This is a genomic window from Labilibaculum sp. (genome assembly GCF_963664555.1).
Classification (GTDB): domain Bacteria; phylum Bacteroidota; class Bacteroidia; order Bacteroidales; family Marinifilaceae; genus Labilibaculum.
This window is the reverse complement of record NZ_OY761461.1, coordinates 2,916,275-2,938,794: the sequence shown is the minus strand read 5'-3', so window position 1 is coordinate 2,938,794 and position 22,520 is coordinate 2,916,275. Positions and strand designations below refer to the sequence as shown.

At 36.2% G+C, this 22,520-nt stretch carries 18 protein-coding genes; 6 read left to right on the top strand and 12 right to left on the bottom strand.

From position 1 onward, the window contains the following. Nucleotides 1-45 precede the first annotated feature (45 nt). The 3 genes from xylE (at nucleotide 46) to ACKU4N_RS11750 (ending at nucleotide 4,978) form a co-directional block, all read left to right on the top strand. Complete coding sequence (gene xylE, locus ACKU4N_RS11760) at nucleotides 46-1,653, top strand: D-xylose transporter XylE (RefSeq protein ID WP_321316513.1); 1,608 nt, start codon at nucleotides 46-48, stop codon at nucleotides 1,651-1,653. A 259-nt stretch (nucleotides 1,654-1,912) separates the two neighbouring features. Further along, on the top strand, nucleotides 1,913-4,093 hold the full coding sequence (locus ACKU4N_RS11755) for a GH92 family glycosyl hydrolase (RefSeq protein WP_321316512.1): 2,181 nt from the start codon (nucleotides 1,913-1,915) through the stop codon (nucleotides 4,091-4,093). Between the two features lie 45 nt (nucleotides 4,094-4,138). Further along, a complete protein-coding gene (locus ACKU4N_RS11750) occupies nucleotides 4,139-4,978 on the top strand; it encodes an endonuclease/exonuclease/phosphatase family protein (RefSeq protein WP_321316511.1) in 840 nt (279 codons plus the stop codon). Nucleotides 4,979-5,098: 120 nt separating this feature from the next. On the opposite strand, the gene ACKU4N_RS11745 is transcribed toward ACKU4N_RS11750, so the two are convergent. From ACKU4N_RS11745 to ACKU4N_RS11735, 3 genes are all read right to left on the bottom strand, one after another. Continuing rightward, nucleotides 5,099-6,028 carry a mechanosensitive ion channel family protein gene (locus ACKU4N_RS11745; RefSeq protein ID WP_321316510.1) on the bottom strand — a complete coding sequence of 310 codons (930 nt, stop codon included), beginning with the start codon at nucleotides 6,026-6,028 and terminating at the stop codon, nucleotides 5,099-5,101. A gap of 65 nt (nucleotides 6,029-6,093) precedes the next feature. Further along, the gene (locus tag ACKU4N_RS11740; protein WP_321316509.1) at nucleotides 6,094-6,885 is read right to left on the bottom strand and encodes a mechanosensitive ion channel family protein; all 792 of its coding nucleotides are present in this window, start codon (nucleotides 6,883-6,885) and stop codon (nucleotides 6,094-6,096) included. A gap of 49 nt (nucleotides 6,886-6,934) precedes the next feature. Then, nucleotides 6,935-8,701 carry an APC family permease gene (locus ACKU4N_RS11735; RefSeq protein ID WP_321316508.1) on the bottom strand — a complete coding sequence of 589 codons (1,767 nt, stop codon included), beginning with the start codon at nucleotides 8,699-8,701 and terminating at the stop codon, nucleotides 6,935-6,937. 1,096 nt (nucleotides 8,702-9,797) lie between these two features. On the opposite strand from ACKU4N_RS11735, the gene ACKU4N_RS11730 reads away from it, so the two are divergent. Both ACKU4N_RS11730 and ACKU4N_RS11725 read left to right on the top strand, forming a co-directional pair. Continuing rightward, nucleotides 9,798-11,288: a gluzincin family metallopeptidase gene (locus ACKU4N_RS11730; protein WP_321316507.1), complete on the top strand. Its 1,491-nt coding sequence runs from the start codon at nucleotides 9,798-9,800 to the stop codon at nucleotides 11,286-11,288. Between the two features lie 264 nt (nucleotides 11,289-11,552). After that, the gene (locus ACKU4N_RS11725) at nucleotides 11,553-11,978 is read left to right on the top strand and encodes a BLUF domain-containing protein (RefSeq protein ID WP_321316506.1); all 426 of its coding nucleotides are present in this window, start codon (nucleotides 11,553-11,555) and stop codon (nucleotides 11,976-11,978) included. A gap of 119 nt (nucleotides 11,979-12,097) precedes the next feature. On the opposite strand, the gene ACKU4N_RS11720 is transcribed toward ACKU4N_RS11725, so the two are convergent. The 7 genes from ACKU4N_RS11720 to ACKU4N_RS11690 all read right to left on the bottom strand — a co-directional run bounded on the left by ACKU4N_RS11720 (nucleotide 12,098) and on the right by ACKU4N_RS11690 (nucleotide 18,397). After that, the gene (locus ACKU4N_RS11720; RefSeq protein WP_321316505.1) at nucleotides 12,098-12,649 is read right to left on the bottom strand and encodes a hypothetical protein; all 552 of its coding nucleotides are present in this window, start codon (nucleotides 12,647-12,649) and stop codon (nucleotides 12,098-12,100) included. Then, on the bottom strand, nucleotides 12,646-13,017 hold the full coding sequence (locus tag ACKU4N_RS11715; RefSeq protein WP_321316504.1) for a hypothetical protein: 372 nt from the start codon (nucleotides 13,015-13,017) through the stop codon (nucleotides 12,646-12,648). Before ACKU4N_RS11715 ends, ACKU4N_RS11720 begins: the two co-directional genes overlap by 4 nt. A 66-nt stretch (nucleotides 13,018-13,083) precedes the next feature. After that, the gene (locus ACKU4N_RS11710; protein WP_321316503.1) at nucleotides 13,084-14,496 is read right to left on the bottom strand and encodes a S41 family peptidase; all 1,413 of its coding nucleotides are present in this window, start codon (nucleotides 14,494-14,496) and stop codon (nucleotides 13,084-13,086) included. Continuing rightward, nucleotides 14,493-15,707, bottom strand: coding sequence for a Type 1 glutamine amidotransferase-like domain-containing protein (locus ACKU4N_RS11705; protein WP_321316502.1), 1,215 nt, complete (start codon nucleotides 15,705-15,707; stop codon nucleotides 14,493-14,495). The genes ACKU4N_RS11710 and ACKU4N_RS11705 overlap by 4 nt, the downstream gene beginning before the upstream one ends. Before the next feature lie 67 nt (nucleotides 15,708-15,774). Continuing rightward, complete coding sequence (locus ACKU4N_RS11700) at nucleotides 15,775-16,287, bottom strand: GRAM domain-containing protein (protein ID WP_321316501.1); 513 nt, start codon at nucleotides 16,285-16,287, stop codon at nucleotides 15,775-15,777. Nucleotides 16,288-16,358: 71 nt separating this feature from the next. After that, nucleotides 16,359-16,562, bottom strand: a complete 204-nt coding sequence (locus ACKU4N_RS11695) for a YHYH domain-containing protein (protein ID WP_321316500.1) — start codon at nucleotides 16,560-16,562, stop codon at nucleotides 16,359-16,361. 11 nt (nucleotides 16,563-16,573) lie between these two features. Beyond that, a complete protein-coding gene (locus ACKU4N_RS11690; protein ID WP_321316499.1) occupies nucleotides 16,574-18,397 on the bottom strand; it encodes a DUF6119 family protein in 1,824 nt (607 codons plus the stop codon). 1,136 nt (nucleotides 18,398-19,533) lie between these two features. Between ACKU4N_RS11690 and ACKU4N_RS11685 the strand changes: the two genes are divergently transcribed. After that, entirely contained in the window at nucleotides 19,534-20,271 is a 738-nt protein-coding gene (locus tag ACKU4N_RS11685; RefSeq protein ID WP_321316498.1) for a DUF6261 family protein, read from the top strand. Between the two features lie 780 nt (nucleotides 20,272-21,051). On the opposite strand, the gene ACKU4N_RS11680 is transcribed toward ACKU4N_RS11685, so the two are convergent. Together ACKU4N_RS11680 and ACKU4N_RS11675 are read right to left on the bottom strand one after the other, a co-directional pair. Then, entirely contained in the window at nucleotides 21,052-21,588 is a 537-nt protein-coding gene (locus ACKU4N_RS11680) for a hypothetical protein (protein ID WP_321316497.1), read from the bottom strand. A gap of 75 nt (nucleotides 21,589-21,663) precedes the next feature. Then, nucleotides 21,664-22,518 (bottom strand): GNAT family N-acetyltransferase, encoded by an 855-nt coding sequence (locus ACKU4N_RS11675; RefSeq protein WP_321316496.1) that lies wholly within the window; start codon nucleotides 22,516-22,518, stop codon nucleotides 21,664-21,666. Nucleotides 22,519-22,520 lie beyond the last annotated feature (2 nt).

Here is a 22,520-nt window from a genome sequence, read left to right as displayed (position 1 = left end):
ACTCCTGCAATCTAATTTGCAGGAGTTTATTCTAATTTAAAATCCATGTCTCAAGCCCAAGCTCAGGGAAGTAATTCATTTATTTTAACTATCACTTTAGTGGCTACGCTAGGGGGATTGTTATTTGGATACGATACTGCCGTAATCAATGGTGCTATTGAAGCACTAAAAGTATTTTTTGTTACTCCGTTAGAATCTGATCATGTTCTTGCATTGCAGGTTATTGGAGAATATAAGATTATCATTTCTTTATGTTTTGTAGTTGTTTCTTTACTGGTTTCCAGTTTCATGTTTCGCATGTATGGAAAGAAAAAGGGGATGATATACAGTGGAATTGTAATTGTTGCAGGAATTATAATTTGGTACACTCAATTTTGGGTTTCTGTAAAAGAAATTTCTGAAAACACCTTGAATTCAATTAATGGTTTTACAATTTCCAGTGCTATTATAGGTTGTATTATTGGAGGTTCTATTGGTGGATATGTTAGTCAGAATATTGGTAGAAAAAGAGGTTTAATTCTTTCCGCAGTTTTATTTATTATTTCGGCAATTGGTTCGGCTATGCCAGAAATTATGAATGTTTTCGGTGCGGGAACCATTACTTCATTTATCTTTTATCGTATTATTGGTGGTATGGGTGTAGGAATAGCTTCAATGCTTTCTCCTATGTATATTGCTGAAATTGCACCTGCAAACATTCGTGGTAAATTGGTTTCCTGGAATCAGTTTGCAATCATTTTTGGTATGTTGGTGGTTTATTTTGTGAATTACATTATTGCTTCAAGTGGTGATGATGGCTGGTTAAATGAGATAGGATGGAGATACATGTTTGCATCTGAAACCATTCCTGCAATTATCTTTTTGGTATTGCTGTATTTTGTTCCTGAAACTCCCCGGTATTTAATTATGAAATCGAGAGAAGAGGAAGCAAAAACTCTTTTAAATAAGATTGTTGGTTCGGAAAAAGCTCCGGGTCTCTTATTGGATATTAAAGAGTCATTAAAAGAAAATAACGCTCCATGGTTAACTTTTGGAGGATTAATTATAGTAATTGGAATATTATTGTCTGTATTCCAGCAATTTGTAGGTATCAACGTGGTGTTGTATTATGCATCCGAGATTTTCAGAAATATGGGCAGCGATACCGATACTTCTTTACTTCAAACCATTTTGGTTGGGGCAATTAATTTGATTTTTACCGTATTGGCAATTTATACTGTTGATAGGTTTGGACGTAAGCCGTTAATGATGATTGGTGGCATTGGTATGGGAATCTGTATGTTCGCATTGGGTTTTGCTTTCTATTTTAATCAGTTGGGTTTGGTTGCTTTGTTTGCCATGTTAGGATATGTTGCCTTTTTTGCCATGTCATGGGGACCGGTTACCTGGGTGTTGTTATCAGAGATTTTCCCGAACTCAATTCGTAGTGCCATGTCGATGGCTGTTGCCGCTCAGTGGATTGCAAACATGATTGTTTCATGGACTTTCCCAATGATGAATGACAACTCATGGTTGACCAATCAGTTTAATCACGGATTTACCTATTGGCTTTATGGTGCAATGGGATTATTATCAGCATTGTTTGTATGGAAAGTAGTTCCTGAAACCAAAGGAAAAACTTTGGAAGAAATGGGACGCTTGTGGAAAAAATAATTTTAAAATAGTTAGTTAGTAGTTGTACATGTTATATCCATTATCGCTAATTAATAGATAAGTTGGTGGGTTTTATTGGTTTAAGATAATGGATAATGTAAAGGATCGGCTGTGGCCGATCCTTTTTTTATTCTTGTTTAATCAAAGCATAAGAGGATGTTGTTCTTTTCCGTATATTTGACGTCATAATCTCCAAAAGCCAAATTTCCATATTGTTTCTGATCTTGTGAAAAATCAGAAATTCAAATTAGTAGAGAATATGAGATTATTAGCCACTTGTTGGGCAATGATTTGTCTTTTTGCGTGTAGTGAAAAGAATGTTGAAAGCGAGAACAAGCTTACTGGTTACGTAAACACTTTTGTTGGGACTGATGGTCCGGGTAATACTTATCCGGGAGCAGTTGCTCCTTTTGGAATGGTTCAGTTGAGTCCTGATAACGGTTTGCCCGGATGGGACAGAATAGCAGGTTATTTTTGGCCCGATTCAACCATTGCAGGTTTTAGCCACACACATTTATCGGGAACAGGAGCAGGAGATCTATACGATTTGTTGTTCATGCCAATGAACAGTCGTTTTACTGAAAGTTTAACTCCTGAAGGCGATTATCGTCCCTATTCTAAATTTTCTCACGATAGAGAGGAAGCATCACCCGGATATTACAAAGTTGATTTGCTAAGCTCCGGCATTGTTGCAGAATTAACTGCCACCAAGCGGGTCGGATTTCATCGCTATACTTTTCCTGAGGATGAGAAGTCACAGATTATTCTGGATTTAGGATTCAGAATGAATTGGGACAGTCCGTATGCCACACAAATTACCATCGAAAATGATTCTACCATTTCCGGTTATAGAAAATCCAGCGGATGGGCGAAAGATCAGCGTGTGTATTTCGCAGCGAAGTTCTCGAAAGCTTTTAAAAGTGCCGATTTGTTCGAGGCGGATACAAAATCAGAAGAGAGTGAAGTGAATGGAGCAAAAACCAAAATTGTTGCCCATTTTCCCACTACGGAAAAGGAACAAATATTGGTAAAGGTGGCTTTGTCATCGGCTTCGGTGGAAGGCGCAAAGAAAAACCTGAAGGCTGAATTGCCGGCATGGGATTTTGATGCTGCAGTTAAGAGCGCTGATCAGGAATGGGAGAAAGTACTTTCACAGATTGAAATTACCGGATCGGAAGTTCAGAAGGAGATATTCTACACCAATTTGTACCATTTGTATTTGACACCATCCTTGCTTTCGGATGTTGATGGAATGCACAAAGGAGCAGATGGAAAGAATCACAAAACCGAAGGATTTGATCGTTACGACACCTTTTCTTTATGGGATACCTACCGAACAGCTCACCCTTTGTATACTATTTTGTGTCCTGATAAAGTTGTTGATTTTATCAAATCATTTTTGGCTCACTACGATGAAACAGGTTTGCTGCCGGTTTGGTCGCTGGCAGGAAACGAAACAAATATGATGATTGGTTACCATGCCGTGCCGGTAATTGTTGATGCGTATTTCAAAGGAATTGAAATGGATGCTGAGAAAGCTTATACTGCCTGTAAAGAATCAGCCATGGAAAAAGGCAGACAGATTGATGAGTATATGAAATTAGGATACGTCCCTGCCGATGCCGAAGGAGAGAACTGGTCAGTTTCCAAGACACTGGAATATGCTTATGATGACTGGTGCATTGCTCAGTTTGCAAAAGCGTTGAACAAGGAAGATGATTATCAATATTTTTTGAAGAGAGGAGAGAACTGGAAGAACTTATACGATCCAAAATCGACTTTCTTCCGTCCGAAAGATGAGCATGGCAATTTCATCCCCGATTTTGCAGCGAAAGATTATACCAATTACTATTGTGAGAGCAATGCATGGCAGTACTTCTGGTATGTGCCGCAAGATATTCCTGAATTTATCGCCACAGTAGGGAAGGATAAATTCACTGCCAAGTTGGATTCTATGTTCACCTACTATCCGGCAACGACCGACGATTTGCCTATTTTTAGTACGGGAATGATCGGTCAGTATGCACATGGCAATGAACCAAGTCATCATGTGGCCTATCTTTTCAATCATATTGGTCAGCCGGAAAAAACACAGGAAATGGTTCGCCGAATAATTACTACTCAATACACAAACAAGCCTGATGGTTATTGTGGAAATGAGGATTGCGGGCAAATGTCAGCTTGGTTGGTGATGTCGTCACTGGGGATTTACCCAACAAATCCGGCCAACGGAGTTTATGATTTAACTTCGCCTTCGGTAAGTAAGGGAGTGATTCATCTGCCAAACGGAAAAATCTTTACTATTTCTGCGGAAAATCAGGGAGAACAAAATCATTACATTCAGGCTGTTTATCTGAACGGCGAAGAATATAAGGAGTTGACAATTACTCATCAACAGCTGATGAAAGGTGGAGAATTGAAGTTTGTTTTGGGCGCTTAATAGTAAAGCCTGTAAATTGGAATTGCAACACAATTAATAAAAACAATGATGAAAAATTATTTCTTCTTATTGCTTGTTTTACTTGCATTTGGATGCACAAAACAGGAACAGTCTCAAAAATTCATGACTTACAATTTGCGCTATAACAATCCCGGTGATGGAGTGAATTGTTGGGACGCAAGAAAAGCCAATGTTGTTGGTTTGATTACTAAATATCAACCTGATGTTTTTGGAACACAGGAAGGTTTGAACGATCAGATTACTTATTTGGACAGTGCATTAACGGATTATTCTTACGTGGGTGTCGGGCGCGATGACGGAAAACAAAAAGGCGAGTATTGTGCTGTTTTTTACAAGCCGGCCAAATATGAAGTAGTTAAGCAGGCAACTTTTTGGCTGTCGGAAACTCCGGAAGAAGTATCGGTAGGTTGGGATGCTGCTTTGGAACGTATTTGTACCTATTTGCTTTTGGAAAACAAACAAAGCGGGGAGCGATTTTATGTTTTCAATACTCATTTTGATCATATAGGTGAGTTGGCCCGACTGAACAGTTCTAAATTGATTTACAGTAAAATTACCGAGCACAATCCAGAGAAATATCCTTGTGTTTTAATGGGCGATTTGAATCTGACTCCCGAAACTGCGCCAATTCAATATTTGAGTGAGGTATTGGATGAAACAAAAAGTTTGGCTGGCGAAAATTGCTCCGGTCCGCAAGGGACTTTTAACGCATTTAAGCATACCGAGCCGGTTACCGATCGCATCGATTACATATTTGTCAGCAAAGGCGATGGGGTTGTGAATCAGTTTAAAATTATTGATGATCAGATAGAGGAGAGGTATCCTTCCGATCACCTGCCTGTGATGGCAACAGTGGAATTTTAGTTTGAAATGAGAATAAAAAAATCCTCAGGATATAAGATCCTGAGGATTTTGCTTTTTCTATTCCCTGGAAACAAGGGGGCAAAAATTTATTATTACATCCGTTTTTTTACTTATTGCATTTTAAGATTTTAATGATTGAAAATCATTTATTTCCAAATGAAGAGGAGTAATTTTCTCTCCCCAGTAAACAGTTGTATGGGGGAATGGAATTTCAATGTTATGTTTGTCAAAAGCGACTTTTAAACGTTTGTTGTATTCTCTGGAAATGAGCCACTGCATGGATGGTTTTGTTTTTATGCGGGCCTTAATAATTAGAGCACTGTCAGCAAATTGGTCGAGTCCAAAAATTTCAATAGGCTCAATAATACTTTCTGCAAAATTTTCATCTTCCTGCAGTTCTTTTCCCAACTGCTCCATCAGATCCATTACCTGTTGCACATTTTCCTTATAGGCAACACCAATGTCGAATACTGCAGCCGACCATTCTTTGGTTCTGTTGGAAAGTGTATTGATTTTACCATTCTGGAAAATGTGAACAACACCCGAAAAATCCCGTAGGGTAATCGTGCGTAACTCAATTTTTTCGACAAGTCCGCCGGTTCCATTAATAATGGCAACATCGCCTGTTCTAACCTGATTTTCGAGTAGGATAAAGAAACCGGAAATAACATCACGAACCAGTTCCTGAGCACCAAAACCAACTGCCAAACCAATAATTCCGGCACTAGCCAAAATTGGAGCAATGTTTATCCCAAATTTCTGCAGCAATATCATAAAATAGATGGCGTAAACCATTATTTTAAATACTCCGGATATGATTCCCATCAGGGTCTTAATTCTTTTTTCGGCTTCCAAAAAATCAACTTTTTCATTTTTTTCGGAATGACTTAATATCGTTTTGCTAAGACCACGGATAAAATACTTTCCTAATTTTAAAGTGATGAACAGCAAGATGGTAATTATTACAATTACCGGTAAGTCTGTTAGTATCCATTCCTGTGCCTTGATGAATCTGGCGGCAAACACTTCTGTGTTAAAGAATTTATTCATGTGAAAATTTATCTGTTTGATTTTTATTTAATTGGGCTTGTTTTTATTTCAACAATATTGGCAAGCTAATAAAGGCCGTTTTTGGTAAGATCCTCAATCGTTTTTATGAGAATTTGCGACTTAATCTGCAGGTGATATGCTTTGGATTTTGATTTAAAAGTATCTATCCAATACAAAATTTTCAGGTTCACAGTACTTGCATCAAGTTCATCAATAACGATCATGGGTTTTTTATCACCGCTCAGAACCTCAGGAATTTCTGCTAAAATACTATTAATAATCTCCGAAACCTTTTTAAAGTCTACCTTGTAATCCAGTCTGATAGTTATTTCATATCGTAAAAAACCATCAATTGTATAGTTGAATAAGGGAGATTTTATAATTTGAGAATTTGGGATGAATACATCTTTGCCATCCAGTGTTTTAAGAATGCTTTCCCGAAGATTAAGCTCATTAACGTAACCAATTGTCCCATTTGTCTCAATTAGGTCGCCGACTTTAAACGGACTTTTAAATGCCATTAATATTCCGGAAAGAAAGTTTTCACCAATATCTTTAAAGGCAAAACCAATTATAAATGTAGTGATTCCGGCACCAGCCATAATGTTTTTAGCGATTCCTCCCAGTCCTATGATATGAAGAAAAAAAACAAATCCGGTTATGCCGATCGTAAAAGCAACAACTTTACCTAAAAAATCAGCGAGTAAAGGATTTTTTGTTTTAGGCTTAATTCTTTTAGTTACTATTTTCTTTATTAGCCACGAAAACATTATAAACAAGAATAATATGATTCCTCCCAATCCAATTTTGGGAAGTAGTTCTATTGTTTTGTTTGATATTTCCTGTAATTCGATCATGTTTGCTGTGATTTAAATTAAAAAGTAAAATAAGATCTTTAAAAAGAATTTAAATGATTAGTCTCACGCCACCTAAATCTTCCACTTTATAAAGAAAATGATCTCCCGGTGATGCAATGAACATGAAGTTGATTGGAACATTCCATTTGTTCGACAGTTCTTTAATTAGTTCCGGACCAAATTTTCCTTCAATAATTGAAGCCTCTACATCAATTTCAGGATATTCTTCATCAATAATTTCAACTACCTTTTTAAAGCTTGCTATAAATTCAGATTCATCTTCATTTGCAGGATCAATTACGTGAACAATTTTCAGGTTTTTAGTGTGTTCGTTGTTTTTAATATATAACATTACCTTATTTAATACGGCTATATTATCGCGTTTTGCAAAGTAGACGAATTGCTGGGCATTAATTGAATTAATAACATTGTTTAGGTGAGAACTGATTTGCAGAAACCAGTTTTTAATGTAATTGAAAATGTAAATGGAGACACCTAATAAGGCTCTTAATATAGCAACCCGATTCAACATTACAGAAATAAAAATAATAGCAGGAATAAAGTAGCTTAAAAACACATTCACATTCGAAGGTGCATTTTCATTCTGAGGTTCCATCAGTATATTTCCAACAAGAGCAACTATTACTGCAATAATGGCAACGAAAACACTCAGCCATTTTGCTGTTTCCGGACGCGGAAGTTTGGCTCTGCGAACTTTTAGCAGGATATTACCAAATCCGAAAAGAAACATAACCGATAGAAATGAAATGGTATAAACTCCGGCTAAAACCCCAACATTACCATTGGTAATCAGCAGAACGGAAACAGAAAGGATAAAGAACATGATAATGATTCGGTATGAACTGCCTTTTTTGTTTTTTCGCAAGAAAAATTGGGGAAGAATTCGATCCAAAGTCATTCGTTCAAGCAATCCTGAAACACCAATGTAAGAAGTTAAGACAGCTCCGCTCAACACCAAAACAGCATCAAGAGAAACGAGTGTTGACAGCCATTCTCCGGCTGATAAACTACCCATATGTGATAATAAAGTTGTAGAGTATTCTGATCTTATTTCAGGAATAGGAACCAGACTTAGGGCAAGGAATGCCATTAATGGGTTGATGATGCTTACTACAATCCACATATTTAAAAGTGTTTTTCGAAAAACGCCCGGTTGTTGTTCTTCTACAAAATTAGCAGAGCTTTCGAATCCTGATATGCCCAGCATGGAAGCCGAGAAACCCAAAAATATTGCCATGGTAATGCTTCCTTCTACGGGTAAGTTCCAGTTTTCAATGAATTGAGAAAATCCATTTTGAAACAAATAGAATATTATAAACAAAGCCAATACGGACAATGAAAAAAGATGGAAAATAAAGATGCCGGTGGCCACTTTCGCGGATTCTGTAATTCCTGAAATGGTGAGAATGGCAAAAATCAACAGGAGACCGACCGTTGCAGCTATAATAGGCAATTGAGTAAAAACGTGATGAAAATAATGCATTGCTTCGTTTGCAGATATCACCGCAGTGGCCATATAAGATAAAATGGTAAGGGTTGCGGCCAAGGATGCAGTTGATTTGCTTGTAGTGTTAAGCAGTGCATTGTATGCACCTCCGTTTAAAGGAAGAGCACCAACTACCTCTCCGTAAATTTTCCGGAAAAGAAATAAAACCACAGCCACTATAAGCAGGGTGATCCATGCATACTGGCCTGCAAAGCCAATAGATAAAGCAGATACATATAGTACGGAAGAGCTAATGTCATTTCCACAAATAGCAGTTGAAGCTAAAACACCAAGTTTTTTCTTTGTCATTTTTAATGTTGTTTATCTAATCGAGTTCTTATAATTAACAGGATAGTTGTCTGTTTTTGTTATTGTAATATTTAGTAGTTTGCTTTTTATGAACACTAATGTAATTCATTTATTTAATTTTTTCATTGTATTTAGGAAGGACTTCATCATCAGTTGGCCTATTTGTGCGGGGTTTTGTTAGATTGTACACTTTTAAAGAAATTATTTTAAAAGCAGTATGGATATATTTTTTGGATAAAGCCAAAAATATGAAGTCAGGTTTGGGCGGATAGCACAATACAAAAAAATAAATAGGACAATATTGGTGTTTAACGTTCATTTCTATACAAATTGCATTTGCCTGCAGCTGTTGAGCTTCAATGCTGCTTTGGCTTTGCACAAAAATAAAAATCCATGAAATTGTTTTGAGGATTTTTTTTTGGCATGATAGAATGCTTTGCCAATGCATATGCAAATATCTGAAGTGCATTTATATGTAAATTTAATTCGTTGGTAAAGGAAGAGGATTTGAATTATACAGGGACTGTAACAAGGAAGAGATTTTGGAATGATATTTTATGAATTGTACATCAATAGAATCGATATTTTATAATATGATTGAATTCTATTAAGGTAAATTTTGATGATGTTTAGCTATTCATAATAGGGGATGGTTTGTTAAGCAAAATTAGACTGATTTATTGACATTTAAACATTAAACCAGTAACTTTGTTTAAGTGTTTTGGTTTAAAAAGGAAGGAATCCTCTCAATAAAAGGATGAGCTCGAACCGGCAAAACTCCTTTGCTGTTTTGTAAATGTTTTTATAAGCTTAAAATGAAAGTTGGAAAATTTGCAAAAGAATAAACCACTGCTATCCTCATCTGCAATCTATGATTATACTGTGTTTCAATTAACTTGTTGTATAAGCAGCGTTTTATCCAAATTTGCGAATGCGCTTAACAACTGATGTTGCCGTTAAGCTCAGGATTGGCGGCTAATTATCTCTGATTAATTATTTATACTCAAATGTGTAAAGGCTCATAGCTAATGAGATGTGAGTTCGCAAAAAAGTTTTCATTGGTATGAGCAGATTTAAAATCTTAAACCCAAACGATATGTTAACTAAAGAATCAAAAATGAAAACGGATGGGCATGTAAAAGATCCACTTGTGCCCGAACCAACCCAACAGTTTTACGATGAATTGATTGGTCAGCGTCATGTAATACAGGCAAATGTGCCAATGCCAAGACCAAACCCTGTTCCTAATCCATTTCCTGTACCTGTAAGTTTTGGTACCAGAATGTTGATTTGGAAACAAGATCCATCTGTAGGAAGCTTGGGACGTAGATTGGAATATCTACCGGGAGTTATTCTAAATGGTCCCAGAGATTCCCGCTTTAAAACAGTGTTGCCAAAGGTAACTCCTGTTAACCGGAACGTGTATGGTGATTTTATTTTTCACGGGGATACTCCGGAGGCAGACTGTGCTCACACTTTTACCGTTGCATGGAATACAATTAAAATGTACGAACGTGCCTTAAACGGAAAACACATTCCCTGGGCTTGGAACAAAGATGGAAATACCGATGTATTAAGTCTGTATCCAAGGGCAGGAGTAGCTGCCAATGCCTATTACAGCAGGTATCATAAATCGCTTAATTTCTTCCATTTTATTCCAATCGGAGAAATAGAAGCTGTTTACACTTGCCGGTCATTGGATATTGTTGCTCATGAAACAGGACATGCTATTCTTGATGGTTTAAAACCTTCTTGGATTAGTGCCCGAAATATCCCGCAAACCGGTGCATTGCATGAATCGTTCGCAGATCTTTCTGCAATATTCCTTACTTTATCTGATCTCGATCAGGTGGAAGCATTTATTTCCGTTACCAAAGCCGATTTGCATGCTAAAAATTTCCTTGCCGCTTTAGCCGAAGAGTTGGGAGATGCTTTAGGACGCCCAATGGGATTGCGGAATGCTGATAATAACCTGCGGTTGAGTGAGGTGAGCAACCAGGTTCACGATATTTCTCAGGTGTTTACAGGTGCGATATATGATATTTTGGCGGATATCTTTGCCTTCGAATACCGAAGAAATATTAATAAAAAACAACCAGGGCATATTTTACTTGACGTAAATGAAAAACTATGCAGGCTTTTGATTGAAGCAATTATTAAGTCGCCGGATAAAAGTGCCACTTTTACTGATGTGGTAAATAATATGCTTACTATTTCCAAGCAAAAAGGAGATCCTGCTATTTACAGAAGTTTTATCAGGAATCGCTTTACTTACAGAGAGATTATTCTGTCTCCAACTCCATTAACAATTATGAGCAAAGGATTGATTGATTATACAAACGAGAATTTTGCTGATGGAGGCGAAGATTTTATGAATCTGAAAATTGCATTGCCAAATCATCCTTCTGTAATCACAGGTCAGGACAGATCCCGTTGTTGCGGTACCATGCAATCAATTGAATTTGATCAGGATATTAAGAATATGGAAAAAGATTTGATTGAACTGCGTAAAAATTCAGGCATGATTTTATCTGATGAGCTTATTTTGCGCGAGGAGTTGAATGAGCTTAAAACTGAATTTAAGTAATTGAAGTTGATTATTTTCTGGATCTGTTCCTAAGATGAATTAAAAATGGAGTGCGGTATCCAGAGTTTTGAAAACACAAGACAACTTACACAAATTTGCTGATGATAAATTTGTTAGCTCTATTAACAAGCTCTTTCTTTTGAAGGATTCATTCAAAAGAAAGAGCTTGTTTTTGCTCCTTTTTTAAAGTGACAGGCTGGTCTTCCTTTTTTCTTTTGGAGAAGTATTGGTATATTTCTTAGACTTGAATCAAAATCTCCAACTATGACCGATTTAATCCATATCGTTTATTTGAGTTATTCATCCAAAGAATTATCAGAAAATGAATTGAATGACTTATTGGCAGTAATCCGGCGAAAAAATGAGATTCAAAACATCACGGGTTTGCTTCTCTATAACGATGAGGCCTTTATTCAGGTAATTGAAGGCGATAGGGAAATGATTAATAAGATTTTCGATCTGATTTGTAAAGACACACGCCATACCAATGTGCTCAAACTTTTAGAGGAACCAATTACTAAAAGAGCTTTTCCCGATTGGTCAATGGGTTTTCGTAAAATTAGTAAGGAGCAGAACATGCAATTGCCTGGCTACTCTGATTTCATGCAAAACAAGCATTCTGAAATTGATAATGTAAAATGTGCAGCAGCTGTCAGGCATCTGTTGTATAGCTTTCGCAAGTACATCTAAAACAGGATATTCTACAATAAAAAAGAGACGCAGGCTTTAAGTTGCGTCTCTTTTTTTGCTGTTTGGAATATCTTTGTGCTGATGAGGAAGCCCAAACTTGTTCAAGCCCAACAGTGTTTTTAGCGCGAAACCAACACACCAAGCAAAATACCCACGCCAACACCAGCAATACCGGTAAGTAGTTTTTGGCCCCGGGCATTCCATTTTTCTTTGCGGATCAGCTCATTGGCACGATCGAGATTTTGTATCGAAGAATCGAGAGATTGTTGTGTGTACTGCAATGTTTTTTGCGTGTTTTCCAACGATTTTTGGGTGTATTCGATAAAATCGCGAGTGATTTTTTCAGTGTTACGGCTGTTGGCCAATAATTTACTGTAGGACGATTCGTGTTCCTCCAAACGGGTTTCATAAGCTTTAAGCAGATTTTTACATTCTATATTATCATCTTCCAAAGTGGCTTTGTGAATGCTCTTGTAAAACTGGTATCTCGTTTTATTAATCAGATACATGGTATCGCACATGATAACCAGAGTATCGCCAACCACAAGCTGCAAAGGCGATTGGTTCGAGGTGCAGTACTGAAGCGGAGATTTTTTTAGGCCCACGTGCTCCTGAGCGCCCGCAGTACAGCTAAATGCTAAAATAATCAGCAGTAGTAGGGTATTCTTCATAATTCGAAGGTGTTGGCATATGTTTGCAGTTCTTTTTTCATTTCTTCTTTTTCCAGAATTTGTCCTTTCAAAATTTTTAGTTCTTCCTTATTTCTTGTACTTCGTTGCTGTTCTTCCAACTCGAGAATATCGCGTTCGTTTTTCAGAATTTTCAGCTCGTTTTCGGTAAACTCCAATTTGTTAAGAACAAGTGTTAATGATTGCTGTGTGTGGCTGATGCTGTCTTTTAAAACAGACAGTTCGCTGTTTACCTGATTGATGGCATTCTGCGTTTCTTTTAGTTTGCTGTTGCCCAATACCACAAAGTAGAGCACCACTACCACTAAAATAGTGAGCACAAGGGTAAGGGCATTTTTAAATTTTTCCATAAAGAGGGGGGGATTGGTTGATGTTGTTTCCTGAAATATGTATTGTTTGATGTGCGAAGTCAATTGTTAGTTATTGATGGTGTTTTTTAAGAGAAAAATAATTTCTGACAGTTCAGCATTTGGAGTTGCCAGAATAAAATCCGGCAATACACCTTCAGTAAGTTTTCTGTTTCCGTATTGAACAAACTCTTTGGCCGAAACAACGAATTTTAGACCTGAACAGGGGAGTGTGAATGTTAAAAAATCGCCGTAATATTTTATTGTTCCTCCGGTAGGTTCACCAATAATTTGTCCGAGGTGATACCTTTTAACAGCTCCGGCAAAAGTGGCTGCAGCACTATTGCTTCTGCCATTTACTAAAACAAAAACCTTACCTGTAAATGGAGAATTGGTTTTGCGGGGTATCTGTATCAACAAACTGTCAGTTATGCGATAAAGCGAATCGGCAGGAATACCGGCAATCAGTTTGTAAAAGTCTGGTTTATTCACCTTGTATTTGTTTTTTAGTTCGAGGCTGGGGCGAACCGAAATGGATGAATACTGAGAGTAAGGTTTGCTTGTTAAATAATTTAGTAAACTATCAACACTGGAGCTTCTGCCACCAGGATTATTACTTACATCAATAATCAGTTTCCCGCACTTGTTTTCCTGTATACTATCGAAAGCATGACTGAGAAAAGAAGCTAACTTTTCAGTATCGTAAAAGGAGGCAATTTTTAAACAGGCAAATTCATTGTTCTCAGAAAACTGCAGACCGAAAGACTTTTCCTCCTTAGGCGGATAAAACTTATTCTTTAGCTGAAAATACTTATCGTTAGTTACCGCTTTGCAAAGTACTGCAGAATTGAAGCCTGCTATTTTAAGTTCGTATTGCTTGGTTTCGCCGTATAACATCCAGTAACACATTGCAAAAAGCCGCTCAACCGATTTATCGCCGCTGGTTCCGTTTTTATTGCCTGCTAAAACCCTTACATCATGCAGTAGTTGTTTCGAATCAATTGAGTTGATGGACAGAAGTTCAGCACCTGCAATTCCATTTACGGCTTGTTCGGCAAAATATTCGTTTATATACAGCTTGTTGTTCCTGACCCGAATGCTAAACGGCATGCTAAGGCCTCCATTCTTCATGTAATTAATTCTTGTTGAATAAGGGAAATAAAGAGCAGTATGATCATCGTCCACCTCCGATAATAATTTCGATAGAGCTACAAAGCTTTCCACTTTACTGATACTATCGGACAGATGTCCGAATAACAAATCGTATTTTGTCTGCCACTCTTTGGCGAAATCCTTATTCAAAAACTTAGGATGAACATTTGCCAGTTTCTGATGTAAAAACACAAGATCTTGCTCCATTTCCTGTTTTGCGAAATATTGGGGTACATACTGCTGGGCCGTAACAAACTGTTGCAGGCAAATGCACATTAATACAAGACTAAGTGTTCGTTTCATGATTTTCTGAATTCGTAAATGGGTCATTTTTTAATGCTTTTTGCACGCATTTTTGCTTTTTCCCGAAATACAATTTCACATTCCAATTCGGTATCTCCTATATCTTCTCCCGCGCTCATCCATTTTCCATCTTCCTTAAAAAAATACCATAATCCATAATAATCATCATACATTCTATTAACAACTCCTGCAAGCGAATCATTATAGATAAATATTTTGTTCACAATTGTATGCAGATGCTTGTTTTGGGTTTTTTCATCCACTGTTTTGTCAGGAGTATCTTCGTTCATTTTATTTTGCTGAGCGAAAGATGATAATTCCCGAAATTTTGATTGCCTGCCTTTGGCGGCTATGTATTTAAAAGAAATGAAAGCATTGATAGGGGAGTCTTGATTGTTGATTTCAGCATATTTGCTCACTGCTTTGTTTACCTCTATCGTTTTATAATCGTTCACCGATAAAGCATCTTTATTTACCAGAATTCTTGTTGGCAATTTCGAAGACTGAACAGTACCCTTATTTAAAGCGACGAAATATGAGTTGTTAACATCGTTCAGGCTGACTGTTTCGATGTACTTACCGTTCTTGAAAAGTATGCCCGAACGATCATCGCAGGCATAACCCGAATTGATTGTTTGGCTTTTAATTTGTTTGTGATATACTTGTTTTTTGATGCTGTCGGAATAATGCGGACAATTGCTGAATGGAAGAAAAGACAAACCATCGATTACAGATAAATGTGTAGGACGTGAGTCGCTGATACCCGATTGAAACCAACAAATAGATCCTGCACTACCGCCCGATAGTATAATTCCTTTTTCCAGTGCTTTGTGCAAGATGGTATCGATGCCTTGCGCTTTCCAAATTCCTAACATATTTAAAGTATTTCCTCCGCCAACAACAATAGCATCCATACCCAGCAATTGGTCTTCAAACGATTCATTCTTTTTGTTAGAGGCTACCCAAACTTTTAACACGCAGGCTTCGATATTGAGTTTTTTGCAATAGAAATTCCATAGTTTAATATTACTCTCGTTATCGGCACTTGCAGTAGGAACGTAACAGATTTTAGGATTCGATTTCTTTGTTAAGTCAACAACATATTGGGTGAATTTTAGATTGATATCGCCGCCATAAACAAAAATTGTTTGATCAGCTATTTTAACTGCTGTATTCTTTTGTGAAACGCCGGCGTGCCAACTGCTTACCAGTAAAATAAAAAATAATATTTTCTTCATTTGTTAATTCTTAGTTGTGTTTTGTTTCTGTTGCCGGAAATTGAAATAAGTTGCAATCATTGGTCAATTATTTTTTCAATTGTTTAAGCCATTCATCCCGATCGTTCAGCACCAAATCGTATTTATTATTGTCTTTTGTTACTACCCGCAAGCCATTGTCCACAATTCGGCTTGTTTTTCTTTTACTGATTTCTGTAATCTCACTTAAGTAGATAGATGTTTCACCCTTTTGAAAATTGTATTTGTGAGGGCTGAAAATCAATCGTTTATTGGTTAAAAACAACTTGCCGCCAACAGCTACCCAAGTGCCGCTAAACAAATTGGCACCATCTTCATAAATAATAATTTCATCATCCTCCATTTCCGGAGTTTTAAGCTTAGAAAGCATTTTTGGCACGAGTTTTTCCATTACAAAAGGAAAACCTATTCCAAACAGAATTGTGAAAAGCAGGGTCTGATATAAAACACTCTTGATGGTATAAAGGTCAAAGAAATAATTCAGAAGCATCAGTACAATTCCATAGGGGATGCCAGATAACAAGACAAATAGGATTCTTTGTTTAAAATTTAATTTTTTCATTTTCTAAATTTGGATATGGGGTTTGGGGTTGTGCTGTTTTTGCAAATTCAAGATTTCCAATAAGTATTGTGTTAATCTCTCTTTTTAGTAATTGCGTAGATAATCAAACCTCCAATAATAAAAACTCCCCAGCCCAAGCCACTTCGACTATGATTATGATATTTCCCTGTTTTTCTATTGTAATGACCTCCATTACGATCAGTTCTACCACTATGCCCAGATACATTTAGGCTTAAAAAAAAGAGAATAACTATGCTACAAATTATATTTTTCATTTGAAATTATTTTAGTTGTTTCTACTCGGAGTATGTGTTATTGTTAAATCTTTAATGTCAGCTATATCTACAATTTTTAAAGAGTATCGAGAGGTCATATCTTGGGCGCATTGAACTAATGAATATTTTGCAATATTCGATTTACTAGTAAGAATTCGATCTTTTATTTTTAAGTTTGGCTTGTTTGAATTATATGCCATCACAAAAATTATTTCTTTATTCATCTTGAATTTGCTTAGGAAATTATTTTTATCAAGTTGTAATTCATTGTTGTTATTATTGTATCTGTCAATAACATCTATTAAAAATTCATTATTATCAGAATTGATGTCATTCCAAAATCGGTTTGCAGAAATTAAAATTTGATTTGAAAGGTCACGCATTTTGGCATCAAATCCATCCTTAACGTGAACCAAATAAATGATATCTTCTTTTTCTATCATCAAATCACAAAACTCAATGTTTTGTCCTAGCATTTTGTCTAATACAATTACGTTATCCTTATTCGAGTATAAGAGGTTATATTCACCTTCATCCATTTTTTCTCTATCCCACGGGATGTCAAGTATTGGATTGTTTAAATAGTTTTTTTCAATCATATTAATACATCTTTCATTTATCGTATTAACAAAATCATTTTGAACTCGGTACCATAAATTATCAATGTGGAATATTGGTTTTTTTTGAAATCGAATTTCCGTGGTTATATGTTGTAAAAACATGGCGTGTGTAATACGCTGTTTTCCCCTATAGCCATATACTCGTATTCCTAAAATTATTGTATCAAAATCAAATTGTCGATTTGATTCACCTATTTCATCAAATAAATATTTAAGACCAGCTTTGAAAAGAGTGGATTTGTCATTTGTTGTATAAAAAGGATTTCTTTGACGTTTTGCCTTTAGTTCATACTTGTCACATTCGTAGAATTCTTGTATTCTTGATGGATGTACAAAATCTATATCTAAATTATTTGAATTCTCTCGTCTTCTTTGTGAATAGATATTTAGCATCGTATCCATTAAACCTTGACATAGTATCTTTTGGTATAAATTATTAATGGTGGTAGAATTATTTTCCCTGATAAAAGATGATAAAGGGTTTGGTTCTGTATTTGACATTATATCATTTATTGCACCAATCAAATTATGTAATTCTTCAAAAGACAATCTATATTTTATAAAAAAATATGAACCTATTTCAAGATGAATAACATCCGTGTTAAAATTCATAAAATCAAATACACTATCTATTAAATCTTTTCTTAGAACTATATTGATTTTGGTTGGGATTTCTGTAAATCGTAAAGAATCTAGCAATGTTTGCCCATTCCGGAAAATTTCACTTTGTTCTGTTAATCTTCCTGAGATTCCCCTAACGGTTATGGACGTTATTAAATCATCTTTTGGAATAGTAAGATGTTCAAAAAGTTCAATGCCAAATCTATTATTTAAATATCTTTTAATAACTCTAATTCCACCACCACCAACTATTGCAAATAAATAATCGCCTATTGAAGCAAAAAGCACAAAAGATATTTTTTGAATTTGAAAGTCATGAGATTCGGTAATAGAAGTGGGAAGAAATATTTTCCAGTATGAATCTTTTATCTTTTCATTATAGACGTATGAATAATAAGTAATTGTATCAGTTTTACATTGTGGTGTTGGTATTCCAATTGATTTTTTATCCTTAACCTTTTCGCGATGTCTGTCAACAATAAAATTTACTATTTTTTCATTAGAGCCAAGTGATTTTAATTCGTAGAATAATTTATCTATTTGAAAAATTTTTATTTCAGAAGATGTTTTGCTGTCAAAAAACGAATTTTCCATTCTTAAGTGTTTATAATAAAATCTATTGCTTACTATTCATTTGATAGGCCTTTAATAAAGGCACAAAACAGTGTACCTATGTAAAAAAACACCAATGTTTCCTTAAGCGATCCCCAAGGTAAGCATAAAAATAAAAGTACAAGTACTTTTGTTTATTAGAATCAATCCTGATAACTATTTGCCGGTTAAATGGTAGTTTGTGCTTGTTGCGGGGCTTTTTGGCTTTGTTTGTGCAGGTGTAAATTAATTTGGTTCGCCAAATATATTTGTTAGTCAGCTAAAATTGGTTTTTTACTAAAGTTATTTCTTCTTTCTGTTTTTTTAATTATTTCGCCTCAGTTTAACCGTAAAAATAAAATAAATGTATTTTTTTTTACCGTCAGCGAAAGCTGATGTTTACAGCATTTTCAGACATAATATTACATAGTAATTGGGCTGTATTTGAAAAAAACTTTGATTGATATTTTTATTGTTCATTAATTTATTCATAACTTAGAAACTGTTTTGTTAAGGAGAATGACTCGGCCGAGGCATTTGTTTCACTAAAAGTAGGTTTAGAAGAAGTTGGGGTGAATGAAACCAGCAAGCATCATCAGTGAAGGGCATCAATTTTTGTTCAAACTGAGGAATGCCTATGTTTAAAGGCTTTTCGCAATGGCAATAGTGTAATTGCTTTGGTGGGGAGGTGTTTTAAGCATAACAATAGTGTCGTCTGCCGACTGCGAAGGCTGTTTTTTTATTGTCATAGTGTCATCGCTTTGGTGGGGAGGTGTTTTAAGCATAACAATAGTGTTGTTTGCTAACTGCGAAGGCTGTTTTTTTATTGTTATAGTGTTATCGCTTTGGGGGGGAGGTATCATTGGCATAAAAAAGGTGGTTTTTACTGGTGCGGAGGCATGTTGTGCAGCAAGAAAGCTATCTCTCAGCAATGCGAAGGGGCTTTTGAAATGAAAATGGAGTCATCTGCCTGCTGCGAAGAGACTTCCGACATACTGATATATGCTTCGCTGCGGAGCGAAAGCATTATCGGCATAAAAATATAATGATGGGAGAAAAGCGAGGCAGGTACTGCTGATTCTTTACTGCTTTCGCCCATAGAATTGAAGGTTTTTTATCGAATTTTAAATTGTAAGAAAATGAAAATTGAGGGTTTTAGTAAAAGTAGATTCAGAAATGCTGAATTTGTATCGCTTGGAAATGATGTAATTTCAATAACCAAATCGTATGATTGGGTAGGGCTGGGGATTCCTGGTTTTTATACCCGGGTTGATGCCAGTTTGAATAATTTGGTGGTTCAGTTGAATAAATTGAACACGATAACGGAAACTGCCGGAGCAGGACTTGCCGACAAGCATTTTAATAACGCATGGAGGGCTTTAAAATACATTTGTTTGTGTTATGAGCTGCACCCGGATAAGAAAATGCACAAGGCCGCCGAAGTTTTAATCAATTTAAGTAAAACGCATGGCTACAACCTGCATCAGGAGAGTTTGCAGGAACAAAATGCAAAAGCAAAAATGTTTTTAGCCGATTGCGAAAATGTAGAGGAAGCAAAATTGGCAATACAGCAACTGGGTATTAAAGAGATTGTTGATAATGTGCAAATAGCCTTGGATGCGCTTGTTTTGATTCTTGATGAACGAAACAGTAAAAATGCGGATCAAAAACGCGAGAACGAAACGAAATTATTTCGTAGGAACCTTGCTGAAAGTTTAGATGGAATGTTTAAATATCTGGAAGCTATGTCGGGTTTAACTGCGGGTAGTGAACTGGATATCATGATTAAAAAAATTAATGAGTGCATTCTGAAATTGGAACTGTCGCAAAAGATAAGAAGCAACCGAAAATCGGAAGAGCTTAGCGAAACAGAATAGATTTTTTGGTTTTTTAATGTTGCAATGTTCCTCCTTACAGATGGTTAGCTGTTGGGGGGATTTTTTTGATACACCTCAACCCAGGCTCTTCTCCTCAGGAGAAGGGAGTATTCCACATTCAAATTTTTTACATTAGGAAGCTGTATTCTCCTCTCCAGAAGGAGAGGGATAGGGAGAGCTTCTTTGCATTGCGTTCTTTGTTATTGGAATTAACACCCTTTTCCCGACGTGTAGGGATCGGCACTTTGTTCACAATATTGTTTCAAATAGCGTTTACGATCTTCGCTGCGTTACGGTACCCTCAGGAAGGGAAGACTTGGTTTGTGAACGATTCTCCCTTTTTAAGGGGAGATGTCCGTAGGACAGAGGGGTGTTTTATTTGACGTTTTGCATTTGATTATATGTTTGTTCACCCCTTCGCCTGTCGGCACTTCCCCTCAAGATGGGAAGGTTCTGTTTGTGAAGGTTTCTTCCTTTTTAAAGGGGAGATGTTCGAAGAACAAAGGAGCCACTATCTTTTGTGATGTATCTCATAAGTTTTTTTCTCCACTTCACTATTCGATACCCCAATTTTGAAAACTATTGCAAAGCCTATTAGAAATATGAGTAAGGTGATCGCAAAATTACGCCATGTTTTAGAGTCGCTATCGTAGGGTCCAGCCATTTCATCTGATAGTTTTCCTTTACAACCTTTAAAAAACCAAACAACAAAGGCTCCAACAAATTGGACTAAAAAATCAAAAAACAGGTTGTACATTGGGGTGCTTGTATTTGTTGAGACTAATTGATCTTCATATTAGGTATACCTTCTTCTATAGCAGTATTTTGTTCTTTGTTCTTCGTAATTTCCAAATACAAATCGTTGAATAGATACAAAAGGAATACAGTCAGCAGGTTTAAATAGATGTAATATTCTTTATCTGAAACATTCAACATGATTGTAAATGTAGATGTTATACCAAAATCGAAATTGAAAAGAAAACCTTCTGTAAAATTAAAGCCAACATTAAATTTTGCTCCCGATACAAAGAAATACTTGTAGCCACCAAAAGCTATACTTACTAGTTGTAATATCTGCGATACCATAGAAACGATTATTCCTGACCTGTACTCTTTTTTTAATAGTAAAGTTCCTGCTTTTAGTGAAAGTAAGTACAGTCCTATTGCAATAAATAAGATAAGGAGTAAGGGGCCGTTAATAGTTCCAGTTCGGAATAGTAAGACGGCAATTATATAGAATCCCACGATTGCACCAATAATTTGGTAAATGCCGAGGATTAAAAGAGTTGTTTCTGCAGATTTAATTCTGATTTTCATAGGTTAATTTGTTGGGTGTTAAGAGTTGTATTTTATTCCTGTCTCAAAGCATTTTTTTTTTTGATTTTAGCTGACTTACAATTCCATTATCATTTCAAACTGTTTCCCGCTAACTAAAATTGAGTTTGATTTAAGAAACTCCGTAATCGATCCGCACTCTATTTCCGCATTGATGCATTTTATGGAGTTGTGTTGATTCAATTTCACCATTTCTTTAAGAAGCAGGCTGCCAATGCCTTTTCGTCTGTGTATTGGTTCAACAGCAATTTGGGTAATGTCGCCCGATTTAGCTTCAAAAATACCATAAGCCAATAGTTGCTCTTCCTTAAATACTCCCAGTAGAGTAAAATTATCCGGTTTTCTTGATATGGCTTCGAAACTATTTTGCCAGGATGGTATGAAGTCGCAGAATGAACTCTGTTTTTCGGCTTGCGATAAATCGATTGGCTTAAAAGCATAGGCAGGATTTAATTTCATGGAATCAACTTTTATGTCCTCATTTTTCTGAACGAAATAGTTGAACTCACGGCTCACGCAAAAGCCCAGCTTTTTATATACTGATATTGCTTTTGTATTGTGCTGCAATACCTCCAGCAAGTACTGAAAAATACCCGCCTCTTTTAAAAATGGAATGGAGTAGTTGAATATTTTGCCGGCCAATCCTTGTCCCCGATATTCTTTGACAGTTCCGGTTCCGGTATCGTAGGCTATTTTAGTTCCGTTAAAAGAACCGATTCCATTGCAGGTAAAAGCTACCAATTTATTGTCATCAAATGCGCCAAAAGATAGTTCGGGAAGGAATCCTCTGCGGTGCAGCATGGTTTTTAATTCCTCACTGTCTAATTGTATTTCATAATCGTTAAATGCCTGGCTAAAAGCTTCGAAAAGCTCAGGAAAACGAATTCCTGCCAAAGATTTTATTGTAATCATGA

Bases quoted from the DNA above. Each gene is read 5' to 3' on its own strand.
- ACKU4N_RS11735 (WP_321316508.1), bottom strand. From the start codon at position 8,701: ATGACAAAGAAAAAACTTGGTGTTTTAGCTTCAACTGCTATTTGTGGA.
- ACKU4N_RS11680 (WP_321316497.1), bottom strand. From the start codon at position 21,588: ATGAAAATCAGAATTAAATCTGCAGAAACAACTCTTTTAATCCTCGGC.
- ACKU4N_RS11720 (WP_321316505.1), bottom strand. From the start codon at position 12,649: ATGAAGAATACCCTACTACTGCTGATTATTTTAGCATTTAGCTGTACT.
- xylE (WP_321316513.1), top strand. From the start codon at position 46: ATGTCTCAAGCCCAAGCTCAGGGAAGTAATTCATTTATTTTAACTATC.
- ACKU4N_RS11710 (WP_321316503.1), bottom strand. From the start codon at position 14,496: ATGACCCATTTACGAATTCAGAAAATCATGAAACGAACACTTAGTCTT.
- ACKU4N_RS11745 (WP_321316510.1), bottom strand. From the start codon at position 6,028: ATGAATAAATTCTTTAACACAGAAGTGTTTGCCGCCAGATTCATCAAG.
- ACKU4N_RS11685 (WP_321316498.1), top strand. From the start codon at position 19,534: ATGAAAATTGAGGGTTTTAGTAAAAGTAGATTCAGAAATGCTGAATTT.
- ACKU4N_RS11705 (WP_321316502.1), bottom strand. From the start codon at position 15,707: ATGAAGAAAATATTATTTTTTATTTTACTGGTAAGCAGTTGGCACGCC.
- ACKU4N_RS11695 (WP_321316500.1), bottom strand. From the start codon at position 16,562: ATGAAAAATATAATTTGTAGCATAGTTATTCTCTTTTTTTTAAGCCTA.
- ACKU4N_RS11700 (WP_321316501.1), bottom strand. From the start codon at position 16,287: ATGAAAAAATTAAATTTTAAACAAAGAATCCTATTTGTCTTGTTATCT.
- ACKU4N_RS11750 (WP_321316511.1), top strand. From the start codon at position 4,139: ATGATGAAAAATTATTTCTTCTTATTGCTTGTTTTACTTGCATTTGGA.
- ACKU4N_RS11690 (WP_321316499.1), bottom strand. From the start codon at position 18,397: ATGGAAAATTCGTTTTTTGACAGCAAAACATCTTCTGAAATAAAAATT.
- ACKU4N_RS11740 (WP_321316509.1), bottom strand. From the start codon at position 6,885: ATGATCGAATTACAGGAAATATCAAACAAAACAATAGAACTACTTCCC.
- ACKU4N_RS11725 (WP_321316506.1), top strand. From the start codon at position 11,553: ATGACCGATTTAATCCATATCGTTTATTTGAGTTATTCATCCAAAGAA.
- ACKU4N_RS11715 (WP_321316504.1), bottom strand. From the start codon at position 13,017: ATGGAAAAATTTAAAAATGCCCTTACCCTTGTGCTCACTATTTTAGTG.
- ACKU4N_RS11755 (WP_321316512.1), top strand. From the start codon at position 1,913: ATGAGATTATTAGCCACTTGTTGGGCAATGATTTGTCTTTTTGCGTGT.
- ACKU4N_RS11730 (WP_321316507.1), top strand. From the start codon at position 9,798: ATGTTAACTAAAGAATCAAAAATGAAAACGGATGGGCATGTAAAAGAT.
- ACKU4N_RS11675 (WP_321316496.1), bottom strand. From the start codon at position 22,518: ATGATTACAATAAAATCTTTGGCAGGAATTCGTTTTCCTGAGCTTTTC.